This is a genomic window from Jeotgalibacillus sp. S-D1 (genome assembly GCF_004358665.1).
In the GTDB taxonomy this organism is placed as follows: Bacteria; Bacillota; Bacilli; order Bacillales; family Jeotgalibacillaceae; genus Jeotgalibacillus.
Genome location: NZ_SMZR01000001.1, coordinates 57904 through 84405, shown reverse-complemented (window position 1 = coordinate 84405; position 26502 = coordinate 57904). Strand labels below are relative to the sequence as shown.

Here is a 26502-nt window from a genome sequence, read left to right as displayed (position 1 = left end):
CAAATTCGTGTACACGCACTTTGAAAAAAGTTCATCCTTATCGCGGAATACGGATTGCACTATACGATCTTCGCGCAATCGACTCAGAGGTGAGTTCACGATTCATCCGGCTGACTTTCACCATCCGTCAGCTCTCTATGGGCTCGAAATGAAATCTCTACTATTCCTCTTCAACGTCTAAATTTATGGAATTATTTTTATTGTATGCAATAGAGCCTCCACATGCAAGACTTTTCTCCCTGAAGTATAGCCAAGGTTTTCAATTTTTAACCCTTTAAAGGCGTCTGTCATTTTTACTGATCATTATTCATGAACTAATCTTTCCAACTGATTCGATAATTTGGTCCCAGTCTTCACTATGAATTTCATGCCCTGTTCCATCAAGAGTCACTAATTCAGCATGAGGGATGGCATTTTTAAGAGCAAGCCCGTGCTCGAATGGAAGAGCTGGATCTTTTGTGCCATGAATGATGAGAACAGGAACACTGATCTCACCCATTCGATCGTAATACACTTCTCCCCCTTGGAGCATGGCATGATTAAATCTGCTCGGCAGCTGTTTGGCGCGGTCGGCCTCTCTTTGGGCCAGTTTATACATTCTTTTTTGTTCAAAAGGTTTGGAACCTGCTAACATTCTCCATCCTTCAGCAAGATAGGGAATTACCTCCTCCCTATTTGACCAATCTACAGCAGCACTTTTAGCATGGTGATCCAGGATGCTTTGATCCATTGGAGGCAATTTTTCCATCTCAGTTCCGAACACACTTGATGCAATTAGCGTAAGCGTAAATAAGCGCTCCGGATATCTCAAAGCAAGAATCTGTCCGACCATACCACCCATGGACATCCCGACGATATGAGCCTGTTTTATGGAATAAGCATCCAAAACCCCCACGGCATCGTCAGCCAAATCCGTTATCGTATAGTTGGAAGTACCAGGCTCATAAATGGCTGATCGTCCCAGATCCCGGTGATCATACCGAATGACAAATCTCCCTTGACCAGCAAGGCGGAGACAGAATTCCTCATCCCACCAGTCTAAAGATGACATCGCTCCCATGATCAAAAGCACTGCAGGGTCATTTGGGTTCCCAAAACTTTCTGTACAAATATCCACTTTATTGATGATCATCATTTGTTCACTCATTTTGTTACCTCCGTATTATTTATTATCTAATCGCCGTTAATTAGGTGGCAGATCAATAAACTCTTTTCGGAGTCTGATTGGACAGCCTCATAAATTATCTTACTCGAACCCACTTGATAATCATGACTAGGCCTCCTCTGAAACATTATTTAAAAAGGGAATCATTCTAATATTTCATTTAAACATAGGCAAATTCCTTCTTTTATACAATTTTTCTTATGCTTTTTCCCTATGGTTGCTCATTTAGTTGTGTAATTATAGAAAATATAGAAAAATGAAACTTTTCAGTTTTCAGTTCGTATTTTAGGTAACAGGAAATTTTTTAAAAGATAAAATTAGGAGGGAATTATTATGCATTTTAAAAAAACAGCAGGCCTATTAATCTTACTTTGTTCATGTCTCCTGTTCGCTGCCTGTTCGGAAGAAAACCCTGGAACCCAAAATGAAGAAGCCGTCTCGACAGAAGATAAAAATAAAGAAGCAGTCGAAGCTGTTCTTAAAACAGAGCTCAACGTTCCAAATGAGGAATATGTGGAAGTTGTCAAAAACATTGATAAAAAAATGACCGACATAGGCAGCGGCTCACCTGAAGCGAATGAAGTAGTGGATGGCGTTCCATCCGGTGTCTCAGATGAGTGGCTTGCATACGAGGACTTAGTAAAAGAAATGTATGGACCTTACTTTACGGAAGATGCTTTCGAAAACCTTATTCCTCAGGCTCTTGCTTTTCGTTATCACTATGGATACTTAGGTTTTGATGAAGATGTCCAATATAAAATGAATGTCAGTGATATACAGGTGACTAAAAGTGAAAATGAAAACTCACCCAATCATTATGCCTTTACTTCTCAGGTCGAATATACAAATAATACAGGTGATATTTCACAACATGAAGTAAAAGGAATCGCCATTCTTGTTGAACCAGGGAAAATGGGAACGTTTGAAATACGGGATGATGGCGGTTTAGCAGATAAAGTAATGTTCGATCAGCAATGACACTACCGTATTGTAAATATGCATTTCACATGCCCGTGGAAAAAGACGACTACTTGCCTTTTTCCACGGGTTATTCCGTCCAATTGAAGCCTCATTCCCCCAATCCGCAGGTTCTTCCTTTCAATCGAAGCCTATCTTGTCTCTATCCGCGGCTAGGGTCCATTGATCGATTCATTCTCGTCATTGCTGTACGGGGAAACAGTGTCTAGCATCAAATTTATTTAAATTTTTCACCAAAAACAGGAAATTAACCTCTTACCTTCGCGGCAATTTTCACATCTGGTCTGTTTGACATTGGTATGTAGGATTTGATCATGATAGAATGCGCTATAGGCTAGGACTTTTTTAAAAGGTTCAGTCATGTAAAAGGAGGGCTGGTTAATGGCTCAAACGAATCCATTTCACTACGCAGCTGATGAAAAAAGATATCATACTTGGAATTATCATTTACGCAATCACTTTGGTCATAAAGTAATTAAAATCGCTCTTGATGGCGGCTTTGACTGTCCCAATCGGGATGGCACAGTTGCTCATGGAGGCTGTACATTTTGCAGTGCAGCAGGGTCAGGTGATTTTGCCGGAAACCGGGTGGATCCGCTTGACGTTCAATTTTATTCGGTAAGAGATCGGGCTAACCGAAAATGGAAAGACGGAAAATTCATGGCTTACTTTCAAGCCTTCACGAATACGCATGCTCCAGTTGAAGTGCTTCGGGAAAAATATGAACAGGTTCTTAAACTTGATGATGTAGTGGGCTTATCAATTGCAACACGCCCTGATTGTCTTCCTGACGATGTGGTGGATTATTTAGCAGAACTAAATGAGCGTACATATTTATGGGTGGAGCTTGGTCTGCAGACCGTTCATGAATCCACAGCCAATATTATCAACCGGGCACACGATTTTGACTGCTATAAAGAAGGCGTTGAGAAGCTGCGCAGCCGCGGAATTCGTGTATGCTCCCATATCATTAACGGATTGCCCCAGGAAAATTACAGCATGATGATGGAAACCGCTAAGGCGGTCGCTGAACTGGATGTCCAAGGGATTAAAATCCATCTGTTGCATCTATTAAAAGGGACTCCTATGGTAAAACAATATGAAAAAGGACTCCTTGAATTTTTGACACAGGAGGATTATGTTAATCTGGTTGTCGATCAGCTGGAGATTCTGCCACCTGAAATGATCATCCACCGCATAACTGGTGACGGACCTATTGACATTATGGTTGGTCCCATGTGGAGTGTTGATAAATGGAGCGTCTTAAATGATATTGATCAGGAACTTATTAAAAGAGGATCCTACCAGGGGAAAAACTATACCAAAGAGGTGACTTCACAACAATGAATCTGGACCGCATTCTGCCATATGCACGAACCCTGCTGGAACGGGCTGTTTCAAAGGGTGATGTAGTGATTGATGCCACAGTCGGCAACGGCCATGACACATTATATTTAGCACAGCTTGTTGGCGAAAACGGCCGTGTATACGGTTTTGACATACAAAAAGAAGCGATTGACGAAACCGCTGCTAAATTGGAAGAACATGAGCTGCGAAACCGGGTATTGCTGTTTCAGCACGGACACGAAATGGTAGACCAGGCAATCCCCCCTGTTCATGATGGAGCGATTGCGGCAGCCGTTTTTAACCTTGGCTATTTGCCAGGCGGAGACGAGAGTATTATTACACGTCCAAGAACCACCATCACAGCAGTCGAAAAGCTAATGGACATGGTAAAGCCTGGCGGAATCATTGTACTTGTCATCTATCATGGTCATCCTGAAGGTGCCGTGGAACGCGACTACCTGCTGCGTTTTGTGCAGACAATCGATAGTGAACAGGCTCATGTACTGCGCTATCAGTTTATGAATACACAGACCCCCTCTCCTTTTGTGGTAGCAATTGAGAAACGAGGGGTTAGAAGCTAGTCCTTTTTGGGCTGGCTTTTTGCTTTATTAGTGTTGCCTGGTTATATCCAACAGGCATTCGTGAGGTAATGATACAAGCAATTTCCTTCAATTATATGGGAGGTCACAAAGATGAAAGAGAAAAAAGAGATACAAGCTTTAAAGAATGAATATCCTCTGCTGAATCAACTGATTTCACTGCAGGAATCATTTTGGATCAATCCAAAGCTGGAAAAATATCCAATTGGAATTAAAAAAGCCACACTTTCACAGCAAGATGTTAACGATGCCGAGAATAGGCTGATGCGTTTTGCGCCATATCTTGCAAAGGCTTTTCCTGAAACAAAAGAAGCAAAAGGGCTGATTGAATCGCCGCTTGCGAGGATTCCCACCATGAAACAATTCATTGAAAGGGACACTCATCAAGGGATTCCAGGTGAATTGCTTCTAAAATGTGATAGTCACCTTCCTATATCTGGCTCTATTAAAGCCCGGGGCGGAATCTATGAAATTTTGAAGCATGCTGAAGATTTAGCACTGCACAATGGGATGCTGAAAGTTGAAGATGATTACTCGATAATAGATAATGAGGAATTTCGCAGCTTTTTTTCACAGTATTCCATTGCAGTAGGCTCAACTGGAAACCTGGGCCTCAGTATAGGCATTATCAGTGCCAAGCTGGGATTTAATGTGTCTGTTCATATGTCAGCTGATGCACAAACATGGAAAAAAGATTTGCTTAGAAGTAAAAAAGTAGACGTGATTGAATATGCTGATGATTATAGTAAAGCGGTGGAAGAAGGCCGGCTTCAGGCAGCTAAAGATCCCAGATGCTATTTTGTTGATGATGAGAGTTCCCGCGATTTATTCCTGGGTTATGCAGTTGCGGCCTCCCGTTTACAAAAACAGCTGGAGCAAATGGAGATCAAAATTGATGAAGATCACCCCTTATTTGTTTATCTGCCATGTGGTGTAGGAGGGGGCCCGGGGGGCGTTGCATTTGGGCTGAAATTGCTGTTTGGGGATCATGTGCACTGTTTCTTTGCAGAACCTACTCACTCTCCATGCATGCTCATAGGTTTGCTAACCGGGCTTCATGACCAGATATCTGTACAGGATGTTGGCATTGATAATGTTACGGAGGCGGATGGTTTAGCTGTAGGAAGGCCCTCTGGATTTGCAGGAAAAATGATGGAATCCATTTTAAGCGGAAGCTACACAGTAAGTGATAAAAAGCTGTACAAAATGCTTACAGCACTAGCAGACACAGAAGGTTTTCACTTAGAACCTTCCGCTCTTGCAGGCATGATTGGACCGGAAAAGCTTCTTACTGAAGGAACCGGCTACCTGCAGGATCATCATTTAAAGGAAAAAATGAATAATAGCACTCATGTTATTTGGGGAACTGGCGGAAGCATGGTTCCTGAAGAGATTATGAATCAATATTATCAAAAGGGATACGACTCAGGAAAAAAATAGCATTATAAAAAAACAGTGCGCATTCATAGGAATGGCACTGTTTTTTATTATTTTTTTAGAACTTAGGCGCTCTTGGATTGTCCTCAACTGACCAGCCTTCATAAAGACCAACGTCTTCAAAACCGGCAAGGAATGCATTGTGTTCTTCGCTGCCCTCGCCATAAAGATCGATTGCAGACTGAAGAATTGCTTCACGAAATTCTGCAAAAGAAGCATCATAATGCAGGTAGTCATAAGAACGGTACCAAGTATCCGCCACTACCGTTCTGCCCATTCCGTATTTCTCTGCTACCAGGTAAGCAGAATGCTGAAGAATTGTACAGTTAATGTGCACGCCTCCATTATCCATATTGCCTGGCAGATAGTAGTACTCATCCATATGCGCAGGGTAACGGCCTTCACCGTCAATACTATATGGCCAGTAAACGGCACCCGTCGGGAACTTGCCTGGATCCTCATTGCTTCTTAAAGCGGTTCTACCATTTGCTAACCATTCAGATCCCATAATATCTTCACCAACATCCCAGTTGCTGTCGTCTACAATAGTAGCAAATGTGTCAGAGAATGCTTCGTTAATGGCTCCTGTCTCAAAGCGGTAACGCAAGCCGCCATTGTAGTGCGTGATTCCGTGAACCATTTCATGTGCGGTTACATCAAGCGCAGCAAGCGGAATGAACTGCTTGCCGTCACCGTCTCCATAGGTCATCATTTCGATTCCGTTGCTCCAAAATGCATTGTTATAAGCTGTTCCGTAATGGACCCGTGAACGGATTGCCATTCCGTTATCATCTAAGGAATTACGATCGTGCTTGTCCAGGAAATAGTCGTACACAATTCGCGAATTCGAATGTGCATCAACTGCCGGCCCCTGCCCCACTTTTTCCCATGAACTGCTGTCACCAGAGTACTCAACATCTTTCCAGGAAGCGCTGCTATTCGAATACAACCAGATTTGGTTGGCTGTGTTTTTCATGTTGTATGTAAAGATTCCGTCCATCTGACGGGTTGTATAATCAGCCAAATAAAACCTTGGACCTTCTCCCGGTTTCGGAATGGTAGTACGTGAAAGATTTAATAGTTTTGTGATTCCTATCGTTCCCAGACCAGATCCTCTGGCTGCCGTTAACTTGCCTGGATGATGACTTTCACTCGCTGTTTTCCCTTGAACTGAACTAAGGGCGGAAGAACCTTCTACTGCATTTGATTCGAGAATGTCATCAAAGAAACCAAGGCCGGTTACAGCATTAAATTTATCTAACACTTTGCCATTCTGTGCATCTACATACACAAACCAGTTTCCAGGTTCCCCTTCAAAGAACTCCAGGTTTACCCGGTAGGCCAGGTAGTACTCTTCTTCAAGCGGGTAGATAATCAATTCAGAAGATTCAACCGGAACATCAGCTGGGGCTTTTACAGCCGTCTTCGCTTTAGCAACTGCTTTGTCTGCCTGAATTGACGGAGTCGTCTTGATATCCAAGCTGTCTACTTTTACATCGTAGCTGCCATTCACGGTTGTAACCACGTTTTCTTCGTTAAAATGGACATTCAGTTCATTTCGATCAACTGGAATGCCATTTTTTGTTTGTTGAAGGCGAACATGGGTCATACCCAGATCATCCTCAGCCGTTCGTACTTCTTTTAAATTTTTTTCAGGCTGATTCATTTTAAAGAAATCCTTGTGGCTGCCCAGAAATTTCTTTGCAGTCTGCCCGTCTGCTTTCACTTGCTTCTCTGACAAGGTTCCAGCTACAAACGATGGCGGACCTTGTTCATTCCCATTATCAACTACCCTTACTTTCCCTTTACTCTGGAACTCCTGTAATGAGTTCGCTGCCTCATATGACGGTGCTCCAGCGAAAAGACCGGCAAAAATAAGCAGTAATGCTGCCGCGAGAATAAAAATCTTTTTCAAATGCAATCCTTCCCTTCTACCTATTTAGTATAGCGAAAATACCGGATCCCGATATATCACCAGATTAATTGTAATGTAAACAAATAGGAAGGTAAACGGATAATTCTGACTATTTTTAGTATTTAGACAATATTTTGGAATAGATATACTGATATTCGACAATATATAATAGGACTTAATACCTTAATATACCGTAAAATACATAAGTATATATTACTGTTTGTGATTATTTGATCCTATATATAGTGAAATATTTTCATTAAATTAGTAGTTTAGGTTGATATAAAATAGCAGGCAGTTATAAATAATAGTATTATATACCTATAATTTTTATACTTTATGGATAATAAGGATAGATTTAAATAAATTATTTATTAATTATTTTATATATTTATCGTGAAATAACCTGATAGCATAAAAAAAGCACTTTTCAAATTAAGAAAAGCACCTTAAAAGGGTTCATTTAAATTTATTTTCTATCCATGTCTTCTCAACTTATTCACTCGATATAAATATCCCAAATATGGCAATCCAGTAAAAATCAATCCAATCAATGATAAACCAAGCATAATGGTCAGCACACTATTCATCACTGCCTTTACGTTGCTAAACACAGGGAATGAGTTAAACGTAAATAGAAATATCATAAAGGAAAAAGTGACCAGCAACATGATAAGAGTCCATTTTTTCATCATCTTTTTTTCGTTATCATATTTTTCAATCGTTGTTTCCCTATCAGAGTATATCGGTGCTGTTCCTTTAGATGCACAGAATAAATGGATATAGTTTCCTGAAGAACCAACATGATCCCAGCCAGCCTCTTCGAAGTATGAAAAATAATCAGAATCAGCCTCAGTGCAGTAATCCAGTGAATACTGAACCTCTCGATGTTCTGCTTTTTTCAATCGATAACCCATGAATGCAAAACGGTCAAACTTCCAACCTTTTCGTGCCAGTTTAGCCAGCCTTTCCATGTCCTTTTCCTCATCAAATGCCAAACCACCACTCATGATAAACTTCGTCTTTCCCATTATTCCCCTTCTCCTTTCTGTTTCAAAATAAGCTTCGCATGCCTGACCATTTCTTCACGTCTTAAGACATCTTTTTTTAATAAACTAACGCCCTGGTCCGTCGCAATATAAGTCTTTCTCTTATCAATTTCTTCCCCAAATTGCTCGATCAATCCAGCTGACAAAAGCTTCTTAATAGTGGTGTACATTGATGCAGGTCCAATCTTCATTTGATTTTTTGTCATTTCTTCTATGTTTTTCATAATTAAATAACCATGCCTCGGCTCCATTAATGATAATAAAATGTAATACGAGGTATCTGTTAATTCACCTGTTTCAAGCGAATCATTTCTTGCCATTTAATCACCTTTTTCTTTTCATATCATTTAACGATATATCATTAAATATAATATATCGTTAAATGATATATGCGTCAATCCTTTTTATTATTTTTTAATACTGTTTTGTGATTTTTATGTTGAATAGCTTTCATTCTTCCATAGTAAATGTTCCTCTATTACTATTTACGATCATTAATAAATCTCACTTCGTTCTAATAAAACACCTTTTACATTCTACCAGCCTTTTTTATGTCAGCTGTTATTTCATTCACTTGCATAGGAGTAATCGTCCCCTGGTGAAAATAAAGCTGCCATCTTCCATCGATTTTCTTCCATATCGAGCTGCGAAGTGTGTGACGATTTTTTGTTTTATTATTAATTACATAAGTAGCCAAAACGACATCAACAGCTAAAGGATGGATTTCATAATGATGAATGGTCATTTCGGTCAATTCGACACCGTCTTCCAGACAATCTTTTTTGTCACAAAAATAGCCTGAGCTTCCAATTTCAAAAAAATCATCAGCCAGAATTTTATCCAGTTCTTTACGACTTTTGCGGACTTCCATATTTGTATGCCTTTCCTCTAACATTCTTAAATGTTCTTTTAAATTGGTTTCCATTTCTTCATCCCCTTTTAACTATAATCGCGGTTATATTTCATACCAATTATTTCAAATCCATTAGATTCCCTCAAGTATCAATTCAGCGGTATCTATTGAAATAACAGATCTTTTGGTTTGACAACTTCCCCTTCACTATCTATAATCAATAATTAGTTTGTATAGCAACTAATTGGAGAGGATTCAATTGAACTTAAGTTTTCAGGATTATATTAGCATTAAAATACACAAAACAGACTTGCTCTTAACCGGTTTTATCAAGACAAAGCTAGAGGCCTATAACCTGGCCCCTGAACAAAATCTGATCATGATGCTGCTTTGGGAAAAAGACGGTCTGACTCAAAATCAATTAGTGCAAAAGTTAACAAAAGACAAAACAAATATTGCCAGAATGGCGTCCAATCTTGAACAAAAAGGGTTTATTTACCGGAGCCATTGCGATGAGGACAAGCGAGTAATAAGACTTTTTCTAACGCCTGTCGGCAAGCAATTGGGGGAAGAAGTTATTCCTGTTGCTGAGGCATTTAATAAAACGGTGTGTACCGGGCTTACGAAAGAAGAGCTTATTGAATTGGAAAGATTACTTTCAAAAATAAGTGCTAACGTCCAATCGATTTAACTTTGGATGTTCGTCATCTGATAGTTGCTATAACAACAAAAATGGAGGTATTGACATGACAAACGTCTTATTTGTAAAAGCAAATTCCAGACCAATCGAACAATCGGTAAGTGTGAAGCTTTATCATGAATTTCTTGAGAATTATAAAGAAACACATCCTGAAGATACGATTACTGAGCTTGATTTATTTCATGAAAACCTGCCTTATTATGATGCTGTGATGATTAACGGCATGTTTAAACAATCCAGAAACATGGAGCTTACTTCTGAAGAAGCTGAAGCAACTGTTCTGGTTAATCAGTATTTAAATCAATTTTTAGAAGCAGATAAGGTGGTATTTGCCTTCCCGCTGTGGAATTTCACGGTGCCTGCTGTTCTGCACACCTATTTGGACTACCTGGCACAGGCAGGCAGAACATTTCGCTACACTGCAGAAGGTCCGGTCGGGCTGCTTGAAGATAAAAAAGTTGCATTGTTAAATGCCCGCGGCGGCGTTTACTCAGAAGGTCCGGCACAGTCCACTGAAATGGCAGTGAACTACGTTGAAAATATGTTAAACTTCTGGGGTGTTCAGGACATTACCTCCGTCATCATAGAAGGACATAATCAATTTCCGGATCAGGCTCAGGATATCATCAAAGAAGGACTTCAAAAAGCTACGGCTGCAGCTGGAGCTTTCTAAATTGATAAAAGTAAAGCACAAGGATCGCATTGATCCTTGTGCATTTTTGTTTATCAGCTATTAACGAGCCGCAGGTCCAAATTTGCCCTGTTGATAGTCCCGGTAAGCCTGTTTAATTTCTTCCATACTATTCATGACAAAAGGACCATATGGAACAATCTCTTCTTTAATAGGGGCACCGGAATAGACAAGGATCTTGCAGCGTCTGCTGTTCGCTTTCAGCAGGAGGTCACTTTGAACAGAGGGATCCCCATCTTCTTTGTAGCTTACTGTTGCTGCACCATGCTTAGAAATAGGTATTCTATTTTCACCAATTTCCATGTCTCCGGATAATTCATAAACAAAAGCATTATGGTTTTCAGGTATGGAATGAACGTAAGAAGCTCCTTTTTCAAGTGAGATTTCTGCTAAAGTGATTGGAACAAGGGACTCCAGTGGTCCTTTGACACCGGCAATGTCACCTGAAAATACTTTTACCTTGCCTGCATCCAGATTGACTTCAGGTGCATCCTCACTGTAAACGTTTTGATAAAAGCTGTCTGTTTTTTTCAGATGCTTGGGCAAATTCAGCCAAAGCTGCAGTGTGTGGGCAATATCGTCTTCTACCCCTTCCTCAGCGTGTCTTGCACCAGAACCGGCATTCATATACTGAACGTCGCCAGGTTCTAATCGGTCTCTTCCCCCTCCGTTATCGATGTGTTCAAGCCTGCCGTCTATTACATATGTGATTGTTTGAAATCCTCTGTGCGGGTGATCGGAGAATGCGCCTTTTTTAAACCAGTCTTCAGCCATTAAAATAAACGGATCAAACTCTGCCCATCTATCCAAAGGCAAAACCCACCCTTTCTGTATAAAAGGAAAAGCGGCTTCTTCATATTGAACATACCAATGATCTTTTACGTCTCTTTGAAGTATTTTCACAGCTCCTGTCTCCTTTGCGCTAAATAGTTGCTATAACAACCATTATAAATGAGAGTCTGTTCAGCTCCAAGAAGAACGACTTGTTGTATTTAATTTTTAAAAAACAGGCTATAGTAAACGTGACGTTGATTTTCGCTGAAGGCGTTCCACGACAATCAACGGTGTGCAGAGATAAACAACCGAATTTAACATAGCTAAAAAATAAAAACTGATTCACCACCCAAAATAGGAGCAAACCAGTTTTCATCGGTCTAAAAGTCTTACTCGTTTAATAACCCAACCAATCTCAATCCGCTTAAAATGCCATCTTCATCTACTGCCTTCGTTGTGTATCTTGCTGCTTCCTTTGCCTCGTCACGGCCATTTCCCATTGCAACACCGTGTCCAACAGCTGCAAGCATTTCAATGTCATTCAAGCCATCGCCAAACGCGTAAACATTTTCCATTTTAACGCCTAAAATTTCAATGACCCGCTCAATCCCTTTTGCTTTTGATCCGCCAGCAGGAATAACATCTACAGACTGAGGATGCCATCTTATGAAGTCAAAAGCATTAAATTCCTGTTCATAAAACTTCTCCTCCTGCCCTTCACAGAATAGCAGTGTCTGATAAATTTTTTCCATATGGAAATATTCCGGATCATGTGTGGGAAAGGATTTTACTTTTAAGGAATTGAAACTCTCCACAATATTGTCATGCTCTTCCACATTGGCCTTCATCTCACCCTGTCCCATGTATACTAAAGGATGGTTTCTGGCAGCCGCAGCTTCTGTCAGCTTCTTTAAACTCTCATAATCAAGCGGATTGCTTACGATGACTTCTCCTTTATGCTCAACATACTGCCCATTGTAGCTGATAAAGGTGTCAATATTCAGCTCTTTTCGCAGATCCTCAAACATAAAGGGCGCTCTGCCTGTTGCAATAGCCACTTCATGCCCATTTTTCTTCAATGTTTCAATTGCTTCCTTTGTAGAAGGCGGAAGGTTTTTTTCGTGATCTAACAGTGTTCCGTCAATATCAAAAAATATCATCTTTTTTTCAGTCATGGTGTCACCTCTATGTATTATTATCCTCTAATTGCACTCAAAATCTACTAGCTATCGTATCAAATAATGAATCATGACTGTTAGTATTTACATTTTTTTAATGAAGAAAAATCTTTTAATGATAATTGCGATCAATAAAAGGGAGGCCAAATTTTATGGCCCCCTTTACGCATATTAGAATCCTGCCCATTAATCACTTGCTGTTTGTACTGAAAGAAACAGCACATCTTCTTTTCCCACAGTCTCTCCAGTTTCCACAAAGCCAAAATTCTTATATAATTCATAGGCCGACTCGTTTTCTTTTGAAACGCTTAAACGGATCTCTGAACAGTGATCAAAGTTGTCTCTGATCCAATGGATCATCTTTGTCAAAGCTGCTTTACCATAGCCCTTACCCTGAAATTGCTGATCAATAATAAATCCATTTATCCAATACATATTAGTGGTTTCTTCCTCGTAAGCATGCATGATAAATCCAACCATCGTGTCGCCTTCATAAATTGCAAATGGAAGATAGGTTACATTTTCACCATCTGGTTTCTCAGAGATTTTAGAAAGCGATTCAGCTACTGATGGAACAAGGTCTCGCTGGCTGTCTTTTCCGCTAAGCTTTATTGCTTCTTCCCGATTTTCCTCTGTTACTTTCTGTATAGTAATGTCCATAGTGCTCTCCCTCATTTCGTTTTATATCTCTGCACGCTTATCCCCTCTGTGTCCTTAAGTGTTTTCCCTTTATTTATCAAATGAAAACTTTTTCCTTTTTACTCTAAGTAACATTCGGATACAAATTTCTTTATATTTACATTGGAAACTGGTTCTGGTACCGGATTCTCATTATTCCTCCATTGCTAACAACGTACTAATGAAAAGGATATTTTTTTACGTTACCATAGCCATTGTTGAAAAAAACATACTGTTTATAGGAGGTTTATTTTCAAATGAAAAAATGGCTTATTGCTGGACTGGTATCTTTAACAGCCTTTTCTTTTCCAGCAGCACCAACAGAAGCAGCGTCTCAACAATATAAGGTAAAAAGCGGAGATTCCTTATGGAAGATCAGCCAACAATACGGTATAACTGTGGATCAATTAAAAACGGCAAACGGTCTTTCCGGAAACATTATTCATCCTGGACAAACATTAACTACTGGTGAAGAAAAATTAAATGAAAATGAACTAGATTTGCTTTCCCGCCTTGTTCATGCTGAAGCACGCGGTGAATCATACAAAGGAAAAGCGGCTGTAGCTGCAGTCATTTTAAATCGGGTAGAAAGTGATGAATTCCCAGACAGCATTGAAGAAGTTGTTTATGAAACGCATGGAAACGGCAATATCTATGCCTTTGAGCCTGTTCAAAATGGCCAAATTACCAAACATGCAGATCAGGAATCAATTGATGCTGCTAAGGATGCTATGAATGGGTATGACCCATCAAATGGAGCGCTATTTTTCTTTAATCCGGAAACATCAACATCCAAATGGGTCGACCAGCTTACGATCAGTTCCAGAATTGGCGACCACGTTTTCGCTTCAAACTAATAACAAAAGCAGCAGGAATCTATTTCCTGCTGCTTTTGTTATTAGTTATTATTCAATTTACATTCAAAAGAATAGGACCCAGATAGATTATTATGAATTTCCAGCTTGACTTCCCCGTCCCGATCATTGCACTGAGAGGTCAGCGACCTTATCTCGTCCGTATAAAAATAAAATGATGCATTCAACAAAAGAGAAACAAGTAATAAGAATGTAACAGCTATTATAATGATACTTATAAGAAACTTGTTCATTACATCAACCTCCTGCATATATACTTTTCTATCATTTCATATTATCTTCACTAGGTAAATAAGAACAAAAGTTATCCCAATTACTGATGGTATATCCTGTTAAATAGAGCTATACTTAATTTAGTCAGAAAATACAAACTATTTTAGAGGAGTGAAATAATGCCTATACATCCCTATCTATCATTTAATGGAAATTGCCGCGAAGCAGTAGAATTTTATGCTGAGGTATTTGAAACAGAAACACAAAAGATCATGACAATGGGAGAAATTCCGCCAAGTCCGGATTATCCTCTGCCAGATGAGGCAAAAAACCTGGTTATGCATACGCAGTTAAAGATTGACGGAACTTCTGTAATGTTTTCAGATACATTCCCGGGCATGCCGTATAATCAAGGCAGCAATATCACTCTGGCATTCGTTAATAAAAATACTGATCAAATCAAATCCTGCTTTTACAAATTGCAAGAAGGCGGAAGAATTGACATGGAGCTGCAGGAATCCTCCTGGAGCCGGCTTTATGGACAGGTAACTGATAAATTCGGAATCAGCTGGCAGTTTAACTATGATGGCTAATATCCAGATAAGGGGATGAGCAGGGATAAGCTGCTTATCTCTTTTTAATATCAGGAATTTAGTAGTTAAAGGCTGTACAATTTAAAACAGCTGCCCCATAAAAACTGGGCAGCTGACGATCATTAAATTTGTTTACTAAGCGTTGAAATGACACCATCTTTCACGTTAATGTTTCCTTCTGTACTGAAAACGGATATTCCTTCACAAGACTGATCTGGATAAATTAAACTCGTCAAAGCATAGGCTCCGTTATCAATAAAAAGCTCCAGCGAGGACGTATCCACAATCAATCTCAGCTGCAGGGTGGAACTGTTATCAAGATCTATTTTCTGTATATCTCCAAACATTTTTGAAAAATCGGTTACCCCTGAATGCTTACGATCTAAAACCAGCACTTTTTCTGCTGAATGGATCGTAATCGTTGTTGACTGATTGTCACGATGGTGAAGGATGATGCCGTAGTTCACCGCATCTTTCTGTTCGATTGTCAGGGTCAATTCCGCCTGCGATTCGTCTACGGAATAATAGGATCTTCCATCTACTTCACCCGCAGGAATTTGGGTCGCTTTAGCGAAGTATGAATTCAACTCCTGTACCGGGAGCTGGACAAGCTGCCAGTTGTCTCCTTTTTTTTGCAGCGAAAGTTCTCGTGGCAGTGTCATTTGACTTCTCCACCCCTCAGTTGGAACCTGGTTGGCATATCGCCAGTTGCTCATCCAGCCGATATAGATGCGTCTGCCGTCTTCTTCTGGAATATCGGAAAAACTGACTCCTGCATAATTGTCTTTACCGAAATCCAGCCATTTAATTGACTTATGATCTGGTGCAAAAGAACCCCCATCAAATGAGCCAATGAAATATTGAGTGCGTGAGCCCATTAAACGGTCCGGATCATCACCAATACTGACAATTAGAACCCATTTTTCTTCCCCAGTATCATCTGATTTCAATCTGAATAAATCAGGACATTCCCATACACCATCATGGGAGCCGATGCCGTTTCCAAATTCGCTTTTAAACGTCCAGTCTATTAAATTTGGCGACGAATAAAATGAAATGCTTTGACCTGTTGCAAGCGCCATAATCCATTGGGAAAATTCTTTATGCCAGAAAACTTTAGGGTCTCTGAAATCGATTTTTGATTCGTCTTTAAGAACCGGGTTTTGATCGTACTTCGTCCACGTTCTACCATGATCATAACTATACGCCAGGCTTTGAGTCTGTACCGGAGGGTTTCCGTCCTCTTTGTCCAAATGATGGGTGAAAATGGCCACCAGGCCCGGTTCGTCCGGAAAAAAACCGGTAGTGTTATGCCAGTCGACTACTGCGCTGCCTGAAAAAATCGTGCCATTGTCATCGGGATGCAAAGCAATGTCTAACTCTTCCCAGCTGATCAGATCCCTGCTGACAGCATGGCCCCAATGCATGGGACCCCATTTGCTGTCATAAGGGTTGTATTGGTAAAAAAGATGATACTCTCCCTCAAAATAAACTAAGCCATTCGGATCGTTCATCCAGTTTTTCTGCGGTGCATAATGCAGCTTTGGTCTGAATTTCTCTAATGAATTGATCACCATTATAAGCCCTCCATATGCTGGTCATATCCAGTTTGTTTAATTTTAAGCCATTCGGATAATCCCAGACGTTCTAGTTCTTCCAAATAATCTGCCCACTCTTCTTCTACTTTACCATTTGTAATCCATTCTGCACGTTTTCTTTCAATATATGGAATCAAGTCAGCTTCAATTGTTGATATTCTCTCTGAATCCTCAACTGAGAGAAATACCCGGGGGAAGATATTGTCCGCTTTCATATCCGGTACCATAACTTCTTTCATCAGATCTAATCGCCATGCTGCATCGTCCGGCTTTGTGGTAACGGTGCCGTAGTATTCATCAAGAATTGCAAGCGGTCCTCCAATAGAGGTTTGCTCTCTTAATTCAACAGGAGCAGTTCCTTCCAGCGGCAAATGTTTAAGCATATTCGTACTTTCATCCAGTTCAAAAATATTTTGTTTGTTTTCATCGCCATATGTACCCCAGTTATCTTGTACTGATTGAAGCGGATCGTACAACTGATCAATCCACTTTGCAGTTAATTCAAGATTCTGATTGGCACTGGTGATGACCATTCTGCCACGGTCAAATCCCATTCCGTTGGTGCGTGCTACATTCTTTTGTCCATCCGGCCCAACGAGTGCAGGCATAAGGTCATATTTATCATTCATCCCGGTAATATTTCCTTTATCCCAGGTAAAATACAAGCCATAACGGTCTTCCCTTCCTTTAGAAAGATAGGTATTCCAATCCTGCTCGAACGCTTCTACATCCATAAGCTCTTCCTCATAAAGTTCGTTAAAGAACATAATTGCTTCTTTATACCCCTCGTCCGCAGCAGTGAGAACTACCTCACCATCATTTGTAACGACGGTATGATCCCAGTTATCACCAAGTCCAAATGAGCCAAATAAGAAAGAAAGATCTTCTCCTCCACCGTTTATGATAAAGGACATAGGTATTGTTTTCCCATCACCGGCAGGGTCATTTTCCTTAAATGCCACCAACACGTCTTTTAATTCATCAGTTGTAGTGGGCATTTCAAGGCCCAATTCATTTAACCACTCCACATTAATCCATGGAAATGCATCTACTGAGTGAATGCTTTCCTTACCGGAACCCAGCTCCTCAATCCAAGGGAACGAGTAGATATGACCATCAGGTGCTGTTATCATCGTTTTATATTCAGGTGCTTTTTCAAGCACTTCCTGCAGATTAGGCATATATTTTTCAATCAAATCTTCTACTGGAATAATCGTCTCATCTTTAGCAAGCTTTAATAATTCATTATCATTCAGAGCGGCATTTAAAATAGCATCCGGATGTTCTCCGCTTGCAATGGCTAAGTTTCTTTTTTCAGCGAATGAATCGGTGGTGTAGTTTTTCCACTCAATTTGTACACCCGTTTGATCTTCCAAACGCTCAAAGATAAGTTTTTCATTCGGGTCGGCTGGGGCCAGGGGAGAGCTTTGTGTCATGAATTTCAAAGTTACGGGTTCTTCCAACGGGAAGGATACATCCGACAGTTCATAATCCTCAGACGATGCGCTTTGGTTATTATTGCTGCATCCTGCTATAGCTAGCGCTCCAATGGCCAGCGGCAGGACTGCTTTAAATACTTTTTTCATACTAAACCCCTCACTTCGTTTTTTATTTTAATGATCCCACCATGACACCTTTCTCAAAGTATTTCTGGAAGAATGGATACATAATGATTAACGGCAGGCTGGCAACGACAATGGAAGAATACTTGATCATTTCTGATATCCTCTGAAGTTCAGCTCTGGCCATCTGATCCCCAATCATTCCGGGCTGCACTTCATTTTGGATAAGAATTGACCGCAAAACCAGCTGCAGTGGATACAACTCTTGATCTTCAAGGTAGATCATCGCGTCAAAATAAGCATTCCACTGCCCGATAAAGGCGTAAAGAGCAAGCACAAATATGATCGGCTTTGACAGAGGCAAGATGATTTTTAAGAAAATTTTAAAATCTGAAGCACCATCAATTTTTGCAGCCTCTTTTAATTCATTTGGGATGCCTTTAAAATAGGTTCTGGCAAGAATGATAAACCAGACAGATATTGCATTTGGAAGGATAATCGCCCAGGCTGTATTCAGCATTCCCAGATCCCGTACAACAAGGTAGGTGGGAATTAACCCTCCATTGAAAAACATCGTCACAAGGAAAAAGATCATGATGGTTTTTTTTCCTACCAGCCCTTCCTGAGATAATGTGTAACCAGCAAGAACCGTTACTACAACTGAAACAATCGTAAAACCACCGGCGTACAAGATGGAATTAATAAAACCTCTTATAATGGTTCCATCTGAAAAAATCCGTTTGTAGCCATCAAGCGTCCAATCTGAGAATGAAATAGCCAGACCTTTGCTGAGCAGAGCGTTTGGCGGCAAAAAAGAAGCAAGTAAGACGTATAGAAGCGGAACCAAAATCACTAACACGATGACAGTCAACAGTATTTTATTAATCAGCAGCAAAATACGGTCATTTCTTGAGTTGTTCATTCTTACACTCCTTTCTTAAAGCAATCCTTCACCTTCGTTTAATTTTTTTACTACTTGGTTAACAAAAATCAACAAGCCTACATTTATCACAGCGTTAAACAATCCTACTGCTGTTGCAAACGAATAATCTCCTGCCAATAACCCCTTTTTGTATACATAGGTGGGAATAATTTCTGAGGTTGGAAGATTCATAGCTGTTTGAAGCAGATAAGCCTTTTCAAAGCCAATCGCCATAATGCCGCCGGCTGCAAGAATAAATAACACAGCCATTACCGGTTTTAATACTGGCAGGTCAATATGGATAATCCGCTGAAGCAGTGACGCTCCGTCAATTGTAGCGGCATCATGCAGCTGAGGATCCACATTCGCAAGGGCGGCAACATAAATGATTGATGCCCAGCCTGCACCCTGCCAAACCCCTGAAGTAATATAAATTGAGCGGAAGGCATCTGGATCGGACATAAAAGAAAAGGAAGTGCCAAACAAATTTGTTAAGAGGACATTAATTGGTCCTGTTGGTGACAAGAAAAGAAAAACCATTCCCGAAATGACAACGACCGAAATAAAATGCGGAGCATATAGGGCTAACTGGATATTCTTTTTAGCCTTTGCCTTCCGTATTTGATTTAACATTAGAGCCAAAATGATGGGGATGGGGAAGCCGATTAACAGCTCAAAAGAACTCAATTTTATTGTGTTCATAAAAATCTCTAAAAAGTTGGGTGAAGTTAAAAAACTTGTAAAGTGTTTTAAACCTACCCAGTCACTTCCCAAGATTCCTTTCATCGGACTAAAATCCTTAAAGGCGATGACTGCTCCATACATAGGGATATATTTAAAAATAATCGTAAGGATGACAGCCGGCGCAATGAGTAAATAAAGAATGTAATTTTTCTTTATATAGTCCAGATTACGTTTTGCTTTTGAAATCTTTTTTATTTTAGCAGGCGGCTGCTTATTGATTTTTTTATTCTTGCTCCGATCAAACTCTTCTTCTGGTTCTTTTTCTTGATTCAATAAATTTTGCAATCGATTCCCCTCCTCTAAAAGTCTTAATACCGCTATAGAAAACGCTTACAGCCATTGCTTGTTTTTACTATAGCAAAGCTGTTGTACGCAGGATTTTAAAATTTTCGGTTGAGAGCTTTAAACATTTTCGGCAAATACAATTTGCCTGGCATCAAAAAAGGCATTCCTTTTATAAGGAAATGCCTCAGGTGTATACGGAAGTTTACTAGATTTGTCTTATTTGTTTTCCAAATCGTTTATACCGTTATTAATTGTTCTTACTGCCCGATCGGCAGAATCTTTCACATCTTTGTTGCCAATGCCGATATCTTCAAATAATGTCTTTATCGTACTGCTCACTACTGGGTAAGCAGGGGTCACAGGACGATTCTTTGAATACTTGCGGGACTGCTCGACAAAGATATTGTTTGGATATTCATTAAATTCCGGGAAAGCTTTAGCAACTGACTGCCTTGCCGGAATATCCCCTGTGACCGTAACATAGGTCTTCATTCCCTCATAGCTTGTAAGAAACTCTATAAATTTCCATGCTTCGTCGGGATGCTCAGAACGGGAAGATATCCCAAGTGACCAGCTGCCGTTTGGAACTACTTGATACTCCCCTTTTGGCAGCGGGGCAATCCCATAATCCTCACCCAGCTTAAACTCAGGATGAGCCGATTTTAATTCCCCAAGCGCCCACGATCCGAGCACCGTCATACCCAGCTTTCCACTTTCAAATGATTCTTTGGGCATTTCAATTGCTGCCACTTTTTCCCCATGATATAAATCCTGATAAAATTCAAGAGCCTTTATGGAATCTTCCGAATTTAAGTAACCGCTGGCAGTAGTATTATCAGGGCTCAACACTTCTCCACCAAACTGCCACAGGATCGGCAGTTTAAAGTATGCAGGTGATTCACCCCCTGCAAAGCCCTGAGCGGGGTCTATTCCTATAATTCCTTTTTTTCGATCAGTAATTTTCACAGCAGCCTCAAGCACTTCGTCCCAGGACATAGGCTTGGCAGGATCACTTGAAGGAAGGGGAACTCCTGCTTTTTTAAACAAATGCTTATTATAAAATAAAGCAATGCCTGGAGCGACTACCGGTGCGAGATACACATTGCCCTGATAGCTTATTCCATCTACCAGCTCCTGCGGAATATCATGAATGACTCCGTCTTCCTCCATGAATGAATCCAATGAAATGAGTGATCCTCTATGTGCATAAAGAGCAAGGTTTGGGCTGTCGATGGACATAATATCGGGCGGGCTTCCCGCAGCTATCTCTGTTCGGAGCCTTAATTCATAATCTCCGTATTGGATGGAATTCATATTGATTTGAATATGCGGGTACTTTTGTTCGAAATTTTCAATTAATTCTTCATAGGCCTTATTTTCACCGGCATTCCCGTAATTTCTCCAAAACGTAAGGGTGACTGGTTTTTCTTTCTCTGTTTCGATCTCTGCAGTACGATTATTCAGATAAAAATCCACATAAATCCATCCAGCACCGGAAAGGACCAGTAATATGACAATCATTATGGTGAACAATCCTTTTTTCATCCCCATCCCTGCCTTCAATAACCTGTTGACTTAAGCGTTCCGCCCTCATTTACTAGTTTCCGGAATTCAAGAGGAGACTGCCCGCTGTATTTTTTAAACACTGTACTAAAATATCCGGCACTTGAAAAACCAACTAAATTCGCTATATCAATAATCTTCAGCTGACTGTCTTTTAATAGACTCTCCGCTTTTTTCATACGAAGGCTCACAAGGTAATCACTAAAATTCTGTCCAACATGATTTTTAAAAGTTTCCGATAAATGAGCACTGTTAATGTGAAACAATTCAGAAAGAGCAGTAAGAGAAATCTCATCTGAGAAATGAAGATTTACATACTGTCGTATGCTTTCAATTAGTTTAACATTAGAAAAACGTGTTAGATGTACTTCGTCCATAATTTTATTGGCTAAATCCAAAAGTAAACCGATCACATTAGATTGTGAATTTAGCTGCCAGATGCCCTGCTGGCAGTCCCATAGTATTTTTTGTATTTCCCCTGATTCAATATCATATTTTTTGGCGGTTGAACCAAGTAAAAATAATACACGGTTAGCTACCATTGAAAATGATAGAACCGAGTGCTTTTCGGTCACACTTAATTCCATCTGCAAATGTTCTTTAAAATGATCAAAGCGGGTGTTTTCAATGGCATTGGTCAATTTTTTCTCAAAGTCCGTGGAAAATTCAAATTTATGATCTTTTTTTGAACCTCCCTCAATAATTTGAGAATGTGAACCTAGACGGCTTTGGCTCCATGAAAGCATACTTGCAATGTAACCATTTTTAAATTCCTTCATGCCCCTTACATTGGTGCCAATTCCAATTACAGTCTCCAACCCTAACTCTTCCTTTGTCTTTCGTTGAATCCGATCGATCAAAGATGTCACCTGACCCGTCTGACCCTCTCTCCTGACAATAAAAAAGTGAATGACGTTTGAATAGCTTGGATTTGAAAATAGATACGTATTATTATCACTTGCTGCAAGACCCTGGCAAAGCTTCTTAAATGGCAGCCACTGCCTGCTTATTGACTCTCTCACCAGTTGAGTTCTGATTTCAACTGTTAAAAAAACTCCCTCCATCTCCTCACGTGCAAGGTGATCTAACTGAAGCTGTCTCATTCTTTCTTTCACGGCATGAGGCTGAACAAACTCATCTTTAGCAAGATATAATAAATACTGTTCCTGAACCTCCTGTAAATGAGAAAGAGCTAGCTGCTTTAAACGCTCCTGTTCCGCATGCGTTTGTTTTTCCTCTGCAATCTCTTTGCGTATTTTTTCTAATACTTCGACTAGCTCATCCGGCGCAACCGGCTTTAACAAGTAATCTTTCACGCCTTCTTTCATCGAGTTTCTGACATACTCATAGTCTGAGTAACCGGATAAAACGACCACTTTTACATTCGGAAAGTTCTTTTGGCTTTGCTTGGCGAATTCAATGCCGTTCATAATTGGCATTCTCATATCGGTTATCACAACATCGATTAACGATTGTTCCAGAATTTGCAGTGCTTCTTGACCATTGGAAGCCTCTTTTACAACTTTAAAACCATGCTCCTCCCAATCCACCTTCATCCGCAGCCCTTTGCGAACCTGAACTTCGTCATCTGTAATCATTACGTTCAGCATGTCCTTCCCCCTTTGAAACATTAATACATAATGTGATCTTTGTTCCTTGGTTTAACTGGGAATCTATCTGATAGGAGAAATTTTCTCCGTAGTATAGGGTTAATCTGCCTAATACATTTTTCAGACCAATACTCTCACCCTTGCTTTCTAAAACATTATTTGTAAAGGAAAGCAGATGATTTACCATCTTTTCAGACATTCCAGCCCCTTTATCTTCCACTTCAATCAGTACCTGATTCAATCTTTTTGTTGTACGAATGGAGACCTCGGCGGAATTTTTCTCTGAAAAGCTATATTGAACTGCATTTTCAACGAGAGGCTGTAAAATGAATTTGATAATTGACAGATCACTGGCTTCAGGATCTTCTATTATTTCCACTGTTAGACTATCTTCATAACGAAGCTTAAGAATATCTGTGTAACTATGAATATAGGACAATTCTTCTTTTAGCCTTACTTCACTGCTGTGTGTATTTAAGGAGTACCTCATCATTCTCCCCAGATAAACACTTACATTCACGACTTCTTTATTTTTACCCTGAGCTGCCAGTCCGCCTATAATCTCGAGTGTATTGTTCATAAAATGAGGATTGATTTGCAGAAGCAGCGCTTTATATTCAGCATCTTTTCTTCGAATATTTGCTTCATATTCTGTTTCAATTACATTTTTCAACTGATCGATCGTGTGATCCACTACATTCACAAGATAACCGACTTCATGGTTTTTTGATTTAATTGAAGGCATAAACCGCTTCGCTCCGGCAAAATCACCGCGTTCAATAAATTTCATTGCTTTTGCCAATTTCCCTAATGGATTTACGATGTTGGACGAGAGAAAAAAGGATGCCAAAATGGTTAATATAAAAATGGCGGCACTGGATAAAAACAGCGTCCTCTGCAGGTCATGCACCTGAGCAAACAGATTTGATTCGGTCACTTCGTTCATCAATATCCAGTTGCCTATTGGCAATTTCTGATAAAAAACAAAATAAGTATCACCATCAAAATCCGTTTCGATTAATCCTTTTTCATTTCCATTATTATTTATCTGACGGACACTTTTGTTTAATACATCAAGTGGTGTTTGAATTTGACCGTCCAGTACATTTTGAGCTTGCTCATTAATAATATAAGTCCGACCGCTCTGTCCAGCTGCATTCTTACTCAGTGCATCTTTAAGTAGTGATGAGGGAAAGTTCACTTTTATAATGCCGCTTACAGCAATTGTATTCATATCAAACAAAGGCAGTATGTAGCTGTTAACCTGGCTTTTTTGTATTCCTTCTGACTGCTGATATGGATCCACGTGTGACCTGGTGAAATTTTGCTGATTTTCAGTAAAGTTAATATACCAGTCTGTTTCCTGCAGGTTAGGGTTATCCCCCCATGTTCCTGTACCATCATTAAGAAATATGGAGATCGACATGGAGTTCGAATTATTAATCATAACGGAGGAAAGCATCGTTTGAACCTGATTCTTCATCAGAAACAACTCCTCTTGCGAAGTTTCATCCCCGTCCTTCTCTGTTTTCAGCCACTGCTGGGTCGATTGGTTGAGAAGCACCTGCTTCCCAAGATCTTCTGCCTGAGTGGTGATAGAATCAATATAAAGAGAATATTGATCCATCATTTCAACCGTTAATTCCTGCGTCTGTTCCTCGATCATCGATGTTAGCCAGTTTGGAATAATAATAGAAAGCACGACAAATGGAATTGTAAGTAAAAAGGTAAAAATCAGAAACAATCGATTACGAAGTGAAAAGAACATGCCATCTCCTCCAGCATCACTAAAAAGAAAAAAACCTATATAAAAAAATTTTAATCCATCCATTTTTCTTTAAATGAACGTAGCATATCCATTTCATTATTGCTATACGATTTTTCAAAATCAGCCATTCCTTATTTAAAGGGCTGGACTAAAATTATCGATTATTTTTATGCTAAGTCCATAAGCAAAACCAGTCTGGGAGGTTTTTATTTTGCTCTCCATACCCCTCCGGTACAAGAAGTGAAGCCGCAGTTTTGATAGAATCGAGTATGTTTTTCATTAAAAGTCAGTGTCACAATTTCCAAACCGGTGTTTTTTGCTTCGTGCAATAAGGTTTTAACGAGCTGACCGCCTATCCCTAAGTTTTGATAGTCCGGGGAAATAAGAATATCTTCCATATATCCATGCTGCAGGCCCATTCCCGCTATGTATCCAAAACCAATGAGCTTATTTTCCTGATCCCTCACCCCCGCCCAAAAATTGCAGCGATGAAACAACAGGGGAAAATCGTCATCTCTTCTATCCCATCCATTCGCCTCTCTTAATTCCGGCACTTCATTATGTGAGATTGGAAGATTGATAATTGCCTCATATGTCATCGTCATTTATACTGCCTCCAATATTTTTGTAATAAGCCGCCCTGATAAAAGAGCGGCCTGATAAGGTATGCTGCTAAACTCAAAATCGGACAATTATTGCTGCCTGACATCAATAATAAAAGATGTGATTGAATCGTTTTCGTCTTGCACGCTAACCTCTACCTCACCAGCTTCTTTGAAGGTAAAAGGTGAGGCCTCATAAATTTCGTTTATATTATGATTATTTTTTACTGCCTCTATGGATTGATTATCGGCGATTGCCAGCCGGGGTTGCCAGGCTTCCATTTCGCCGGAAGGATATGTGAGAACAATATTGCTGTCAGTTGAGATCGGACCGTTCCAGGACACTAAGTAGAGCTCCGTTTCTTCCCCTTTAGTGACGAGCCCGTCTGTGAAATAACCAATCTCTCCAATATCTCCAAATATCGTATAATTCTTCGTCCCCACTTTAATATCGATAAACGGAAGCTGATAGGTTACGTGCTGGTAGACGCCATACGAAATGGAGAGAACAGCTGCAGCACTAAGTCCAATCATCAGTTTTTTAAATCCACCTACCTCAAAGCTGTTCATCATTTCTGAATCCGGGGTAAACTTCGCTGCTGCCAAAAAAACAAGAATAAATAAGACTAACGAAATACCGATAATAATATACATAGATTCCTCCCTTAATTCTTCACAATCTCTTACAAACGAACATCCGGCTTCTCCTATAACTGCGAACCTTACCATGTATATGTATGTACGCCTGAAAAAATAGCATTTTTTCAAAAATTTTCACACGTTCTTTGCCACCCAACCTCCTA

General features: G+C 40.0%; 25 protein-coding genes and 1 other annotated feature (1 of these 26 only partly in view). Of the genes, 8 read left to right on the top strand and 17 right to left on the bottom strand.

Going from position 1 to position 26502, the window contains the following annotated elements; genetic code table 11:
* Positions 1 to 183: a binding site (T-box leader), on the bottom strand; it reaches 43 nt to the left of the window's first position.
* Between the two features lie 124 nt (positions 184 to 307).
* The gene (gene mleCBF, locus E2R51_RS00470) at positions 308 to 1147 is read right to left on the bottom strand and encodes a CBF family alpha/beta fold macrolide esterase (protein ID WP_133374982.1); all 840 of its coding nucleotides are present in this window, start codon (positions 1145 to 1147) and stop codon (positions 308 to 310) included.
* Positions 1148 to 1498: 351 nt separating this feature from the next.
* Between mleCBF and E2R51_RS00465 the strand changes: the two genes are divergently transcribed.
* The 4 genes from E2R51_RS00465 (at position 1499) to E2R51_RS00450 (ending at position 5529) form a co-directional block, all read left to right on the top strand.
* The gene (locus E2R51_RS00465; RefSeq protein ID WP_133374980.1) at positions 1499 to 2143 is read left to right on the top strand and encodes a hypothetical protein; all 645 of its coding nucleotides are present in this window, start codon (positions 1499 to 1501) and stop codon (positions 2141 to 2143) included.
* Between the two features lie 381 nt (positions 2144 to 2524).
* A complete protein-coding gene (gene mnmL, locus E2R51_RS00460) occupies positions 2525 to 3490 on the top strand; it encodes a tRNA modification radical SAM protein MnmL/YtqA (protein WP_133374978.1) in 966 nt (321 codons plus the stop codon).
* Complete coding sequence (mnmM, locus tag E2R51_RS00455) at positions 3487 to 4071, top strand: tRNA 5-(aminomethyl)-2-thiouridylate-methyltransferase MnmM (RefSeq protein WP_133374976.1); 585 nt, start codon at positions 3487 to 3489, stop codon at positions 4069 to 4071. The genes mnmL and mnmM overlap by 4 nt, the downstream gene beginning before the upstream one ends.
* A 111-nt stretch (positions 4072 to 4182) precedes the next feature.
* A complete protein-coding gene (locus E2R51_RS00450) occupies positions 4183 to 5529 on the top strand; it encodes a D-serine ammonia-lyase (RefSeq protein WP_133374974.1) in 1347 nt (448 codons plus the stop codon).
* Between the two features lie 55 nt (positions 5530 to 5584).
* Here E2R51_RS00450 and E2R51_RS00445 read toward each other — a convergent pair whose 3' ends face one another.
* The 4 genes from E2R51_RS00445 to E2R51_RS00430 form a co-directional block, all read right to left on the bottom strand.
* Positions 5585 to 7441 carry a M4 family metallopeptidase gene (locus tag E2R51_RS00445; RefSeq protein ID WP_133374972.1) on the bottom strand — a complete coding sequence of 619 codons (1857 nt, stop codon included), beginning with the start codon at positions 7439 to 7441 and terminating at the stop codon, positions 5585 to 5587.
* A 476-nt stretch (positions 7442 to 7917) separates the two neighbouring features.
* Complete coding sequence (locus E2R51_RS00440) at positions 7918 to 8472, bottom strand: DUF2812 domain-containing protein (RefSeq protein ID WP_133374970.1); 555 nt, start codon at positions 8470 to 8472, stop codon at positions 7918 to 7920.
* Positions 8472 to 8810, bottom strand: a complete 339-nt coding sequence (locus E2R51_RS00435) for a PadR family transcriptional regulator (RefSeq protein WP_133374968.1) — start codon at positions 8808 to 8810, stop codon at positions 8472 to 8474. Before E2R51_RS00435 ends, E2R51_RS00440 begins: the two co-directional genes overlap by 1 nt.
* Before the next feature lie 209 nt (positions 8811 to 9019).
* On the bottom strand, positions 9020 to 9415 hold the full coding sequence (locus tag E2R51_RS00430) for a nuclear transport factor 2 family protein (RefSeq protein ID WP_133374966.1): 396 nt from the start codon (positions 9413 to 9415) through the stop codon (positions 9020 to 9022).
* Between the two features lie 187 nt (positions 9416 to 9602).
* Between E2R51_RS00430 and E2R51_RS00425 the strand changes: the two genes are divergently transcribed.
* On the top strand, positions 9603 to 10034 hold the full coding sequence (locus E2R51_RS00425; RefSeq protein ID WP_133374963.1) for a MarR family winged helix-turn-helix transcriptional regulator: 432 nt from the start codon (positions 9603 to 9605) through the stop codon (positions 10032 to 10034).
* 55 nt (positions 10035 to 10089) lie between these two features.
* Positions 10090 to 10716 (top strand): FMN-dependent NADH-azoreductase, encoded by a 627-nt coding sequence (locus E2R51_RS00420; protein ID WP_133374961.1) that lies wholly within the window; start codon positions 10090 to 10092, stop codon positions 10714 to 10716.
* A gap of 60 nt (positions 10717 to 10776) precedes the next feature.
* Here E2R51_RS00420 and E2R51_RS00415 read toward each other — a convergent pair whose 3' ends face one another.
* The 3 genes from E2R51_RS00415 to E2R51_RS00405 form a co-directional block, all read right to left on the bottom strand.
* Positions 10777 to 11631, bottom strand: coding sequence for a pirin family protein (locus tag E2R51_RS00415; RefSeq protein ID WP_133376285.1), 855 nt, complete (start codon positions 11629 to 11631; stop codon positions 10777 to 10779).
* Between the two features lie 266 nt (positions 11632 to 11897).
* Positions 11898 to 12683 carry a Cof-type HAD-IIB family hydrolase gene (locus E2R51_RS00410; protein WP_133374959.1) on the bottom strand — a complete coding sequence of 262 codons (786 nt, stop codon included), beginning with the start codon at positions 12681 to 12683 and terminating at the stop codon, positions 11898 to 11900.
* A gap of 189 nt (positions 12684 to 12872) precedes the next feature.
* Positions 12873 to 13346 carry a GNAT family N-acetyltransferase gene (locus tag E2R51_RS00405; RefSeq protein ID WP_133374956.1) on the bottom strand — a complete coding sequence of 158 codons (474 nt, stop codon included), beginning with the start codon at positions 13344 to 13346 and terminating at the stop codon, positions 12873 to 12875.
* 275 nt (positions 13347 to 13621) lie between these two features.
* Between E2R51_RS00405 and E2R51_RS00400 the strand changes: the two genes are divergently transcribed.
* Positions 13622 to 14221 (top strand): cell wall hydrolase, encoded by a 600-nt coding sequence (locus E2R51_RS00400; protein ID WP_133374954.1) that lies wholly within the window; start codon positions 13622 to 13624, stop codon positions 14219 to 14221.
* A 410-nt stretch (positions 14222 to 14631) separates the two neighbouring features.
* Entirely contained in the window at positions 14632 to 15045 is a 414-nt protein-coding gene (locus tag E2R51_RS00395) for a VOC family protein (protein WP_133374952.1), read from the top strand.
* A 122-nt stretch (positions 15046 to 15167) separates the two neighbouring features.
* On the opposite strand, the gene E2R51_RS00390 is transcribed toward E2R51_RS00395, so the two are convergent.
* The 9 genes from E2R51_RS00390 to E2R51_RS00350 form a co-directional block, all read right to left on the bottom strand.
* Positions 15168 to 16622 (bottom strand): glycoside hydrolase family 32 protein, encoded by a 1455-nt coding sequence (locus E2R51_RS00390; protein ID WP_133374950.1) that lies wholly within the window; start codon positions 16620 to 16622, stop codon positions 15168 to 15170.
* The gene (locus E2R51_RS00385) at positions 16622 to 18229 is read right to left on the bottom strand and encodes an ABC transporter substrate-binding protein (RefSeq protein ID WP_133374948.1); all 1608 of its coding nucleotides are present in this window, start codon (positions 18227 to 18229) and stop codon (positions 16622 to 16624) included. The genes E2R51_RS00390 and E2R51_RS00385 overlap by 1 nt, the downstream gene beginning before the upstream one ends.
* 22 nt (positions 18230 to 18251) lie before the next feature.
* Positions 18252 to 19127: a carbohydrate ABC transporter permease gene (locus E2R51_RS00380; RefSeq protein ID WP_133374945.1), complete on the bottom strand. Its 876-nt coding sequence runs from the start codon at positions 19125 to 19127 to the stop codon at positions 18252 to 18254.
* A 15-nt stretch (positions 19128 to 19142) separates the two neighbouring features.
* Complete coding sequence (locus E2R51_RS00375) at positions 19143 to 20090, bottom strand: ABC transporter permease (RefSeq protein WP_483299912.1); 948 nt, start codon at positions 20088 to 20090, stop codon at positions 19143 to 19145.
* Positions 20091 to 20372: 282 nt separating this feature from the next.
* Entirely contained in the window at positions 20373 to 21701 is a 1329-nt protein-coding gene (locus E2R51_RS00370; protein ID WP_133374942.1) for an ABC transporter substrate-binding protein, read from the bottom strand.
* A 14-nt stretch (positions 21702 to 21715) separates the two neighbouring features.
* On the bottom strand, positions 21716 to 23329 hold the full coding sequence (locus E2R51_RS00365; RefSeq protein WP_240732930.1) for a response regulator transcription factor: 1614 nt from the start codon (positions 23327 to 23329) through the stop codon (positions 21716 to 21718).
* Positions 23304 to 25097, bottom strand: coding sequence for a sensor histidine kinase (locus E2R51_RS00360; protein WP_133374940.1), 1794 nt, complete (start codon positions 25095 to 25097; stop codon positions 23304 to 23306). The genes E2R51_RS00365 and E2R51_RS00360 overlap by 26 nt, the downstream gene beginning before the upstream one ends.
* 206 nt (positions 25098 to 25303) lie before the next feature.
* Positions 25304 to 25702, bottom strand: a complete 399-nt coding sequence (locus tag E2R51_RS00355) for a GNAT family N-acetyltransferase (protein WP_306462107.1) — start codon at positions 25700 to 25702, stop codon at positions 25304 to 25306.
* Positions 25703 to 25789: 87 nt separating this feature from the next.
* Positions 25790 to 26353, bottom strand: coding sequence for a hypothetical protein (locus tag E2R51_RS00350; RefSeq protein WP_133374938.1), 564 nt, complete (start codon positions 26351 to 26353; stop codon positions 25790 to 25792).
* Positions 26354 to 26502: the final 149 nt, after the last annotated feature.

Bases quoted from the DNA above. Each gene is read 5' to 3' on its own strand.
- mleCBF (WP_133374982.1), bottom strand. From the start codon at position 1,147: ATGAGTGAACAAATGATGATCATCAATAAAGTGGATATTTGTACAGAA.
- E2R51_RS00465 (WP_133374980.1), top strand. From the start codon at position 1,499: ATGCATTTTAAAAAAACAGCAGGCCTATTAATCTTACTTTGTTCATGT.
- mnmL (WP_133374978.1), top strand. From the start codon at position 2,525: ATGGCTCAAACGAATCCATTTCACTACGCAGCTGATGAAAAAAGATAT.
- mnmM (WP_133374976.1), top strand. From the start codon at position 3,487: ATGAATCTGGACCGCATTCTGCCATATGCACGAACCCTGCTGGAACGG.
- E2R51_RS00450 (WP_133374974.1), top strand. From the start codon at position 4,183: ATGAAAGAGAAAAAAGAGATACAAGCTTTAAAGAATGAATATCCTCTG.
- E2R51_RS00440 (WP_133374970.1), bottom strand. From the start codon at position 8,472: ATGGGAAAGACGAAGTTTATCATGAGTGGTGGTTTGGCATTTGATGAG.
- E2R51_RS00435 (WP_133374968.1), bottom strand. From the start codon at position 8,810: ATGGCAAGAAATGATTCGCTTGAAACAGGTGAATTAACAGATACCTCG.
- E2R51_RS00430 (WP_133374966.1), bottom strand. From the start codon at position 9,415: ATGGAAACCAATTTAAAAGAACATTTAAGAATGTTAGAGGAAAGGCAT.
- E2R51_RS00420 (WP_133374961.1), top strand. From the start codon at position 10,090: ATGACAAACGTCTTATTTGTAAAAGCAAATTCCAGACCAATCGAACAA.
- E2R51_RS00410 (WP_133374959.1), bottom strand. From the start codon at position 12,683: ATGACTGAAAAAAAGATGATATTTTTTGATATTGACGGAACACTGTTA.
- E2R51_RS00405 (WP_133374956.1), bottom strand. From the start codon at position 13,346: ATGGACATTACTATACAGAAAGTAACAGAGGAAAATCGGGAAGAAGCA.
- E2R51_RS00400 (WP_133374954.1), top strand. From the start codon at position 13,622: ATGAAAAAATGGCTTATTGCTGGACTGGTATCTTTAACAGCCTTTTCT.
- E2R51_RS00395 (WP_133374952.1), top strand. From the start codon at position 14,632: ATGCCTATACATCCCTATCTATCATTTAATGGAAATTGCCGCGAAGCA.
- E2R51_RS00390 (WP_133374950.1), bottom strand. From the start codon at position 16,622: ATGGTGATCAATTCATTAGAGAAATTCAGACCAAAGCTGCATTATGCA.
- E2R51_RS00385 (WP_133374948.1), bottom strand. From the start codon at position 18,229: ATGAAAAAAGTATTTAAAGCAGTCCTGCCGCTGGCCATTGGAGCGCTA.
- E2R51_RS00380 (WP_133374945.1), bottom strand. From the start codon at position 19,127: ATGAACAACTCAAGAAATGACCGTATTTTGCTGCTGATTAATAAAATA.
- E2R51_RS00370 (WP_133374942.1), bottom strand. From the start codon at position 21,701: ATGAAAAAAGGATTGTTCACCATAATGATTGTCATATTACTGGTCCTT.
- E2R51_RS00365 (WP_240732930.1), bottom strand. From the start codon at position 23,329: ATGCTGAACGTAATGATTACAGATGACGAAGTTCAGGTTCGCAAAGGG.
- E2R51_RS00360 (WP_133374940.1), bottom strand. From the start codon at position 25,097: ATGTTCTTTTCACTTCGTAATCGATTGTTTCTGATTTTTACCTTTTTA.
- E2R51_RS00355 (WP_306462107.1), bottom strand. From the start codon at position 25,702: ATGACGATGACATATGAGGCAATTATCAATCTTCCAATCTCACATAAT.
- E2R51_RS00350 (WP_133374938.1), bottom strand. From the start codon at position 26,353: ATGTATATTATTATCGGTATTTCGTTAGTCTTATTTATTCTTGTTTTT.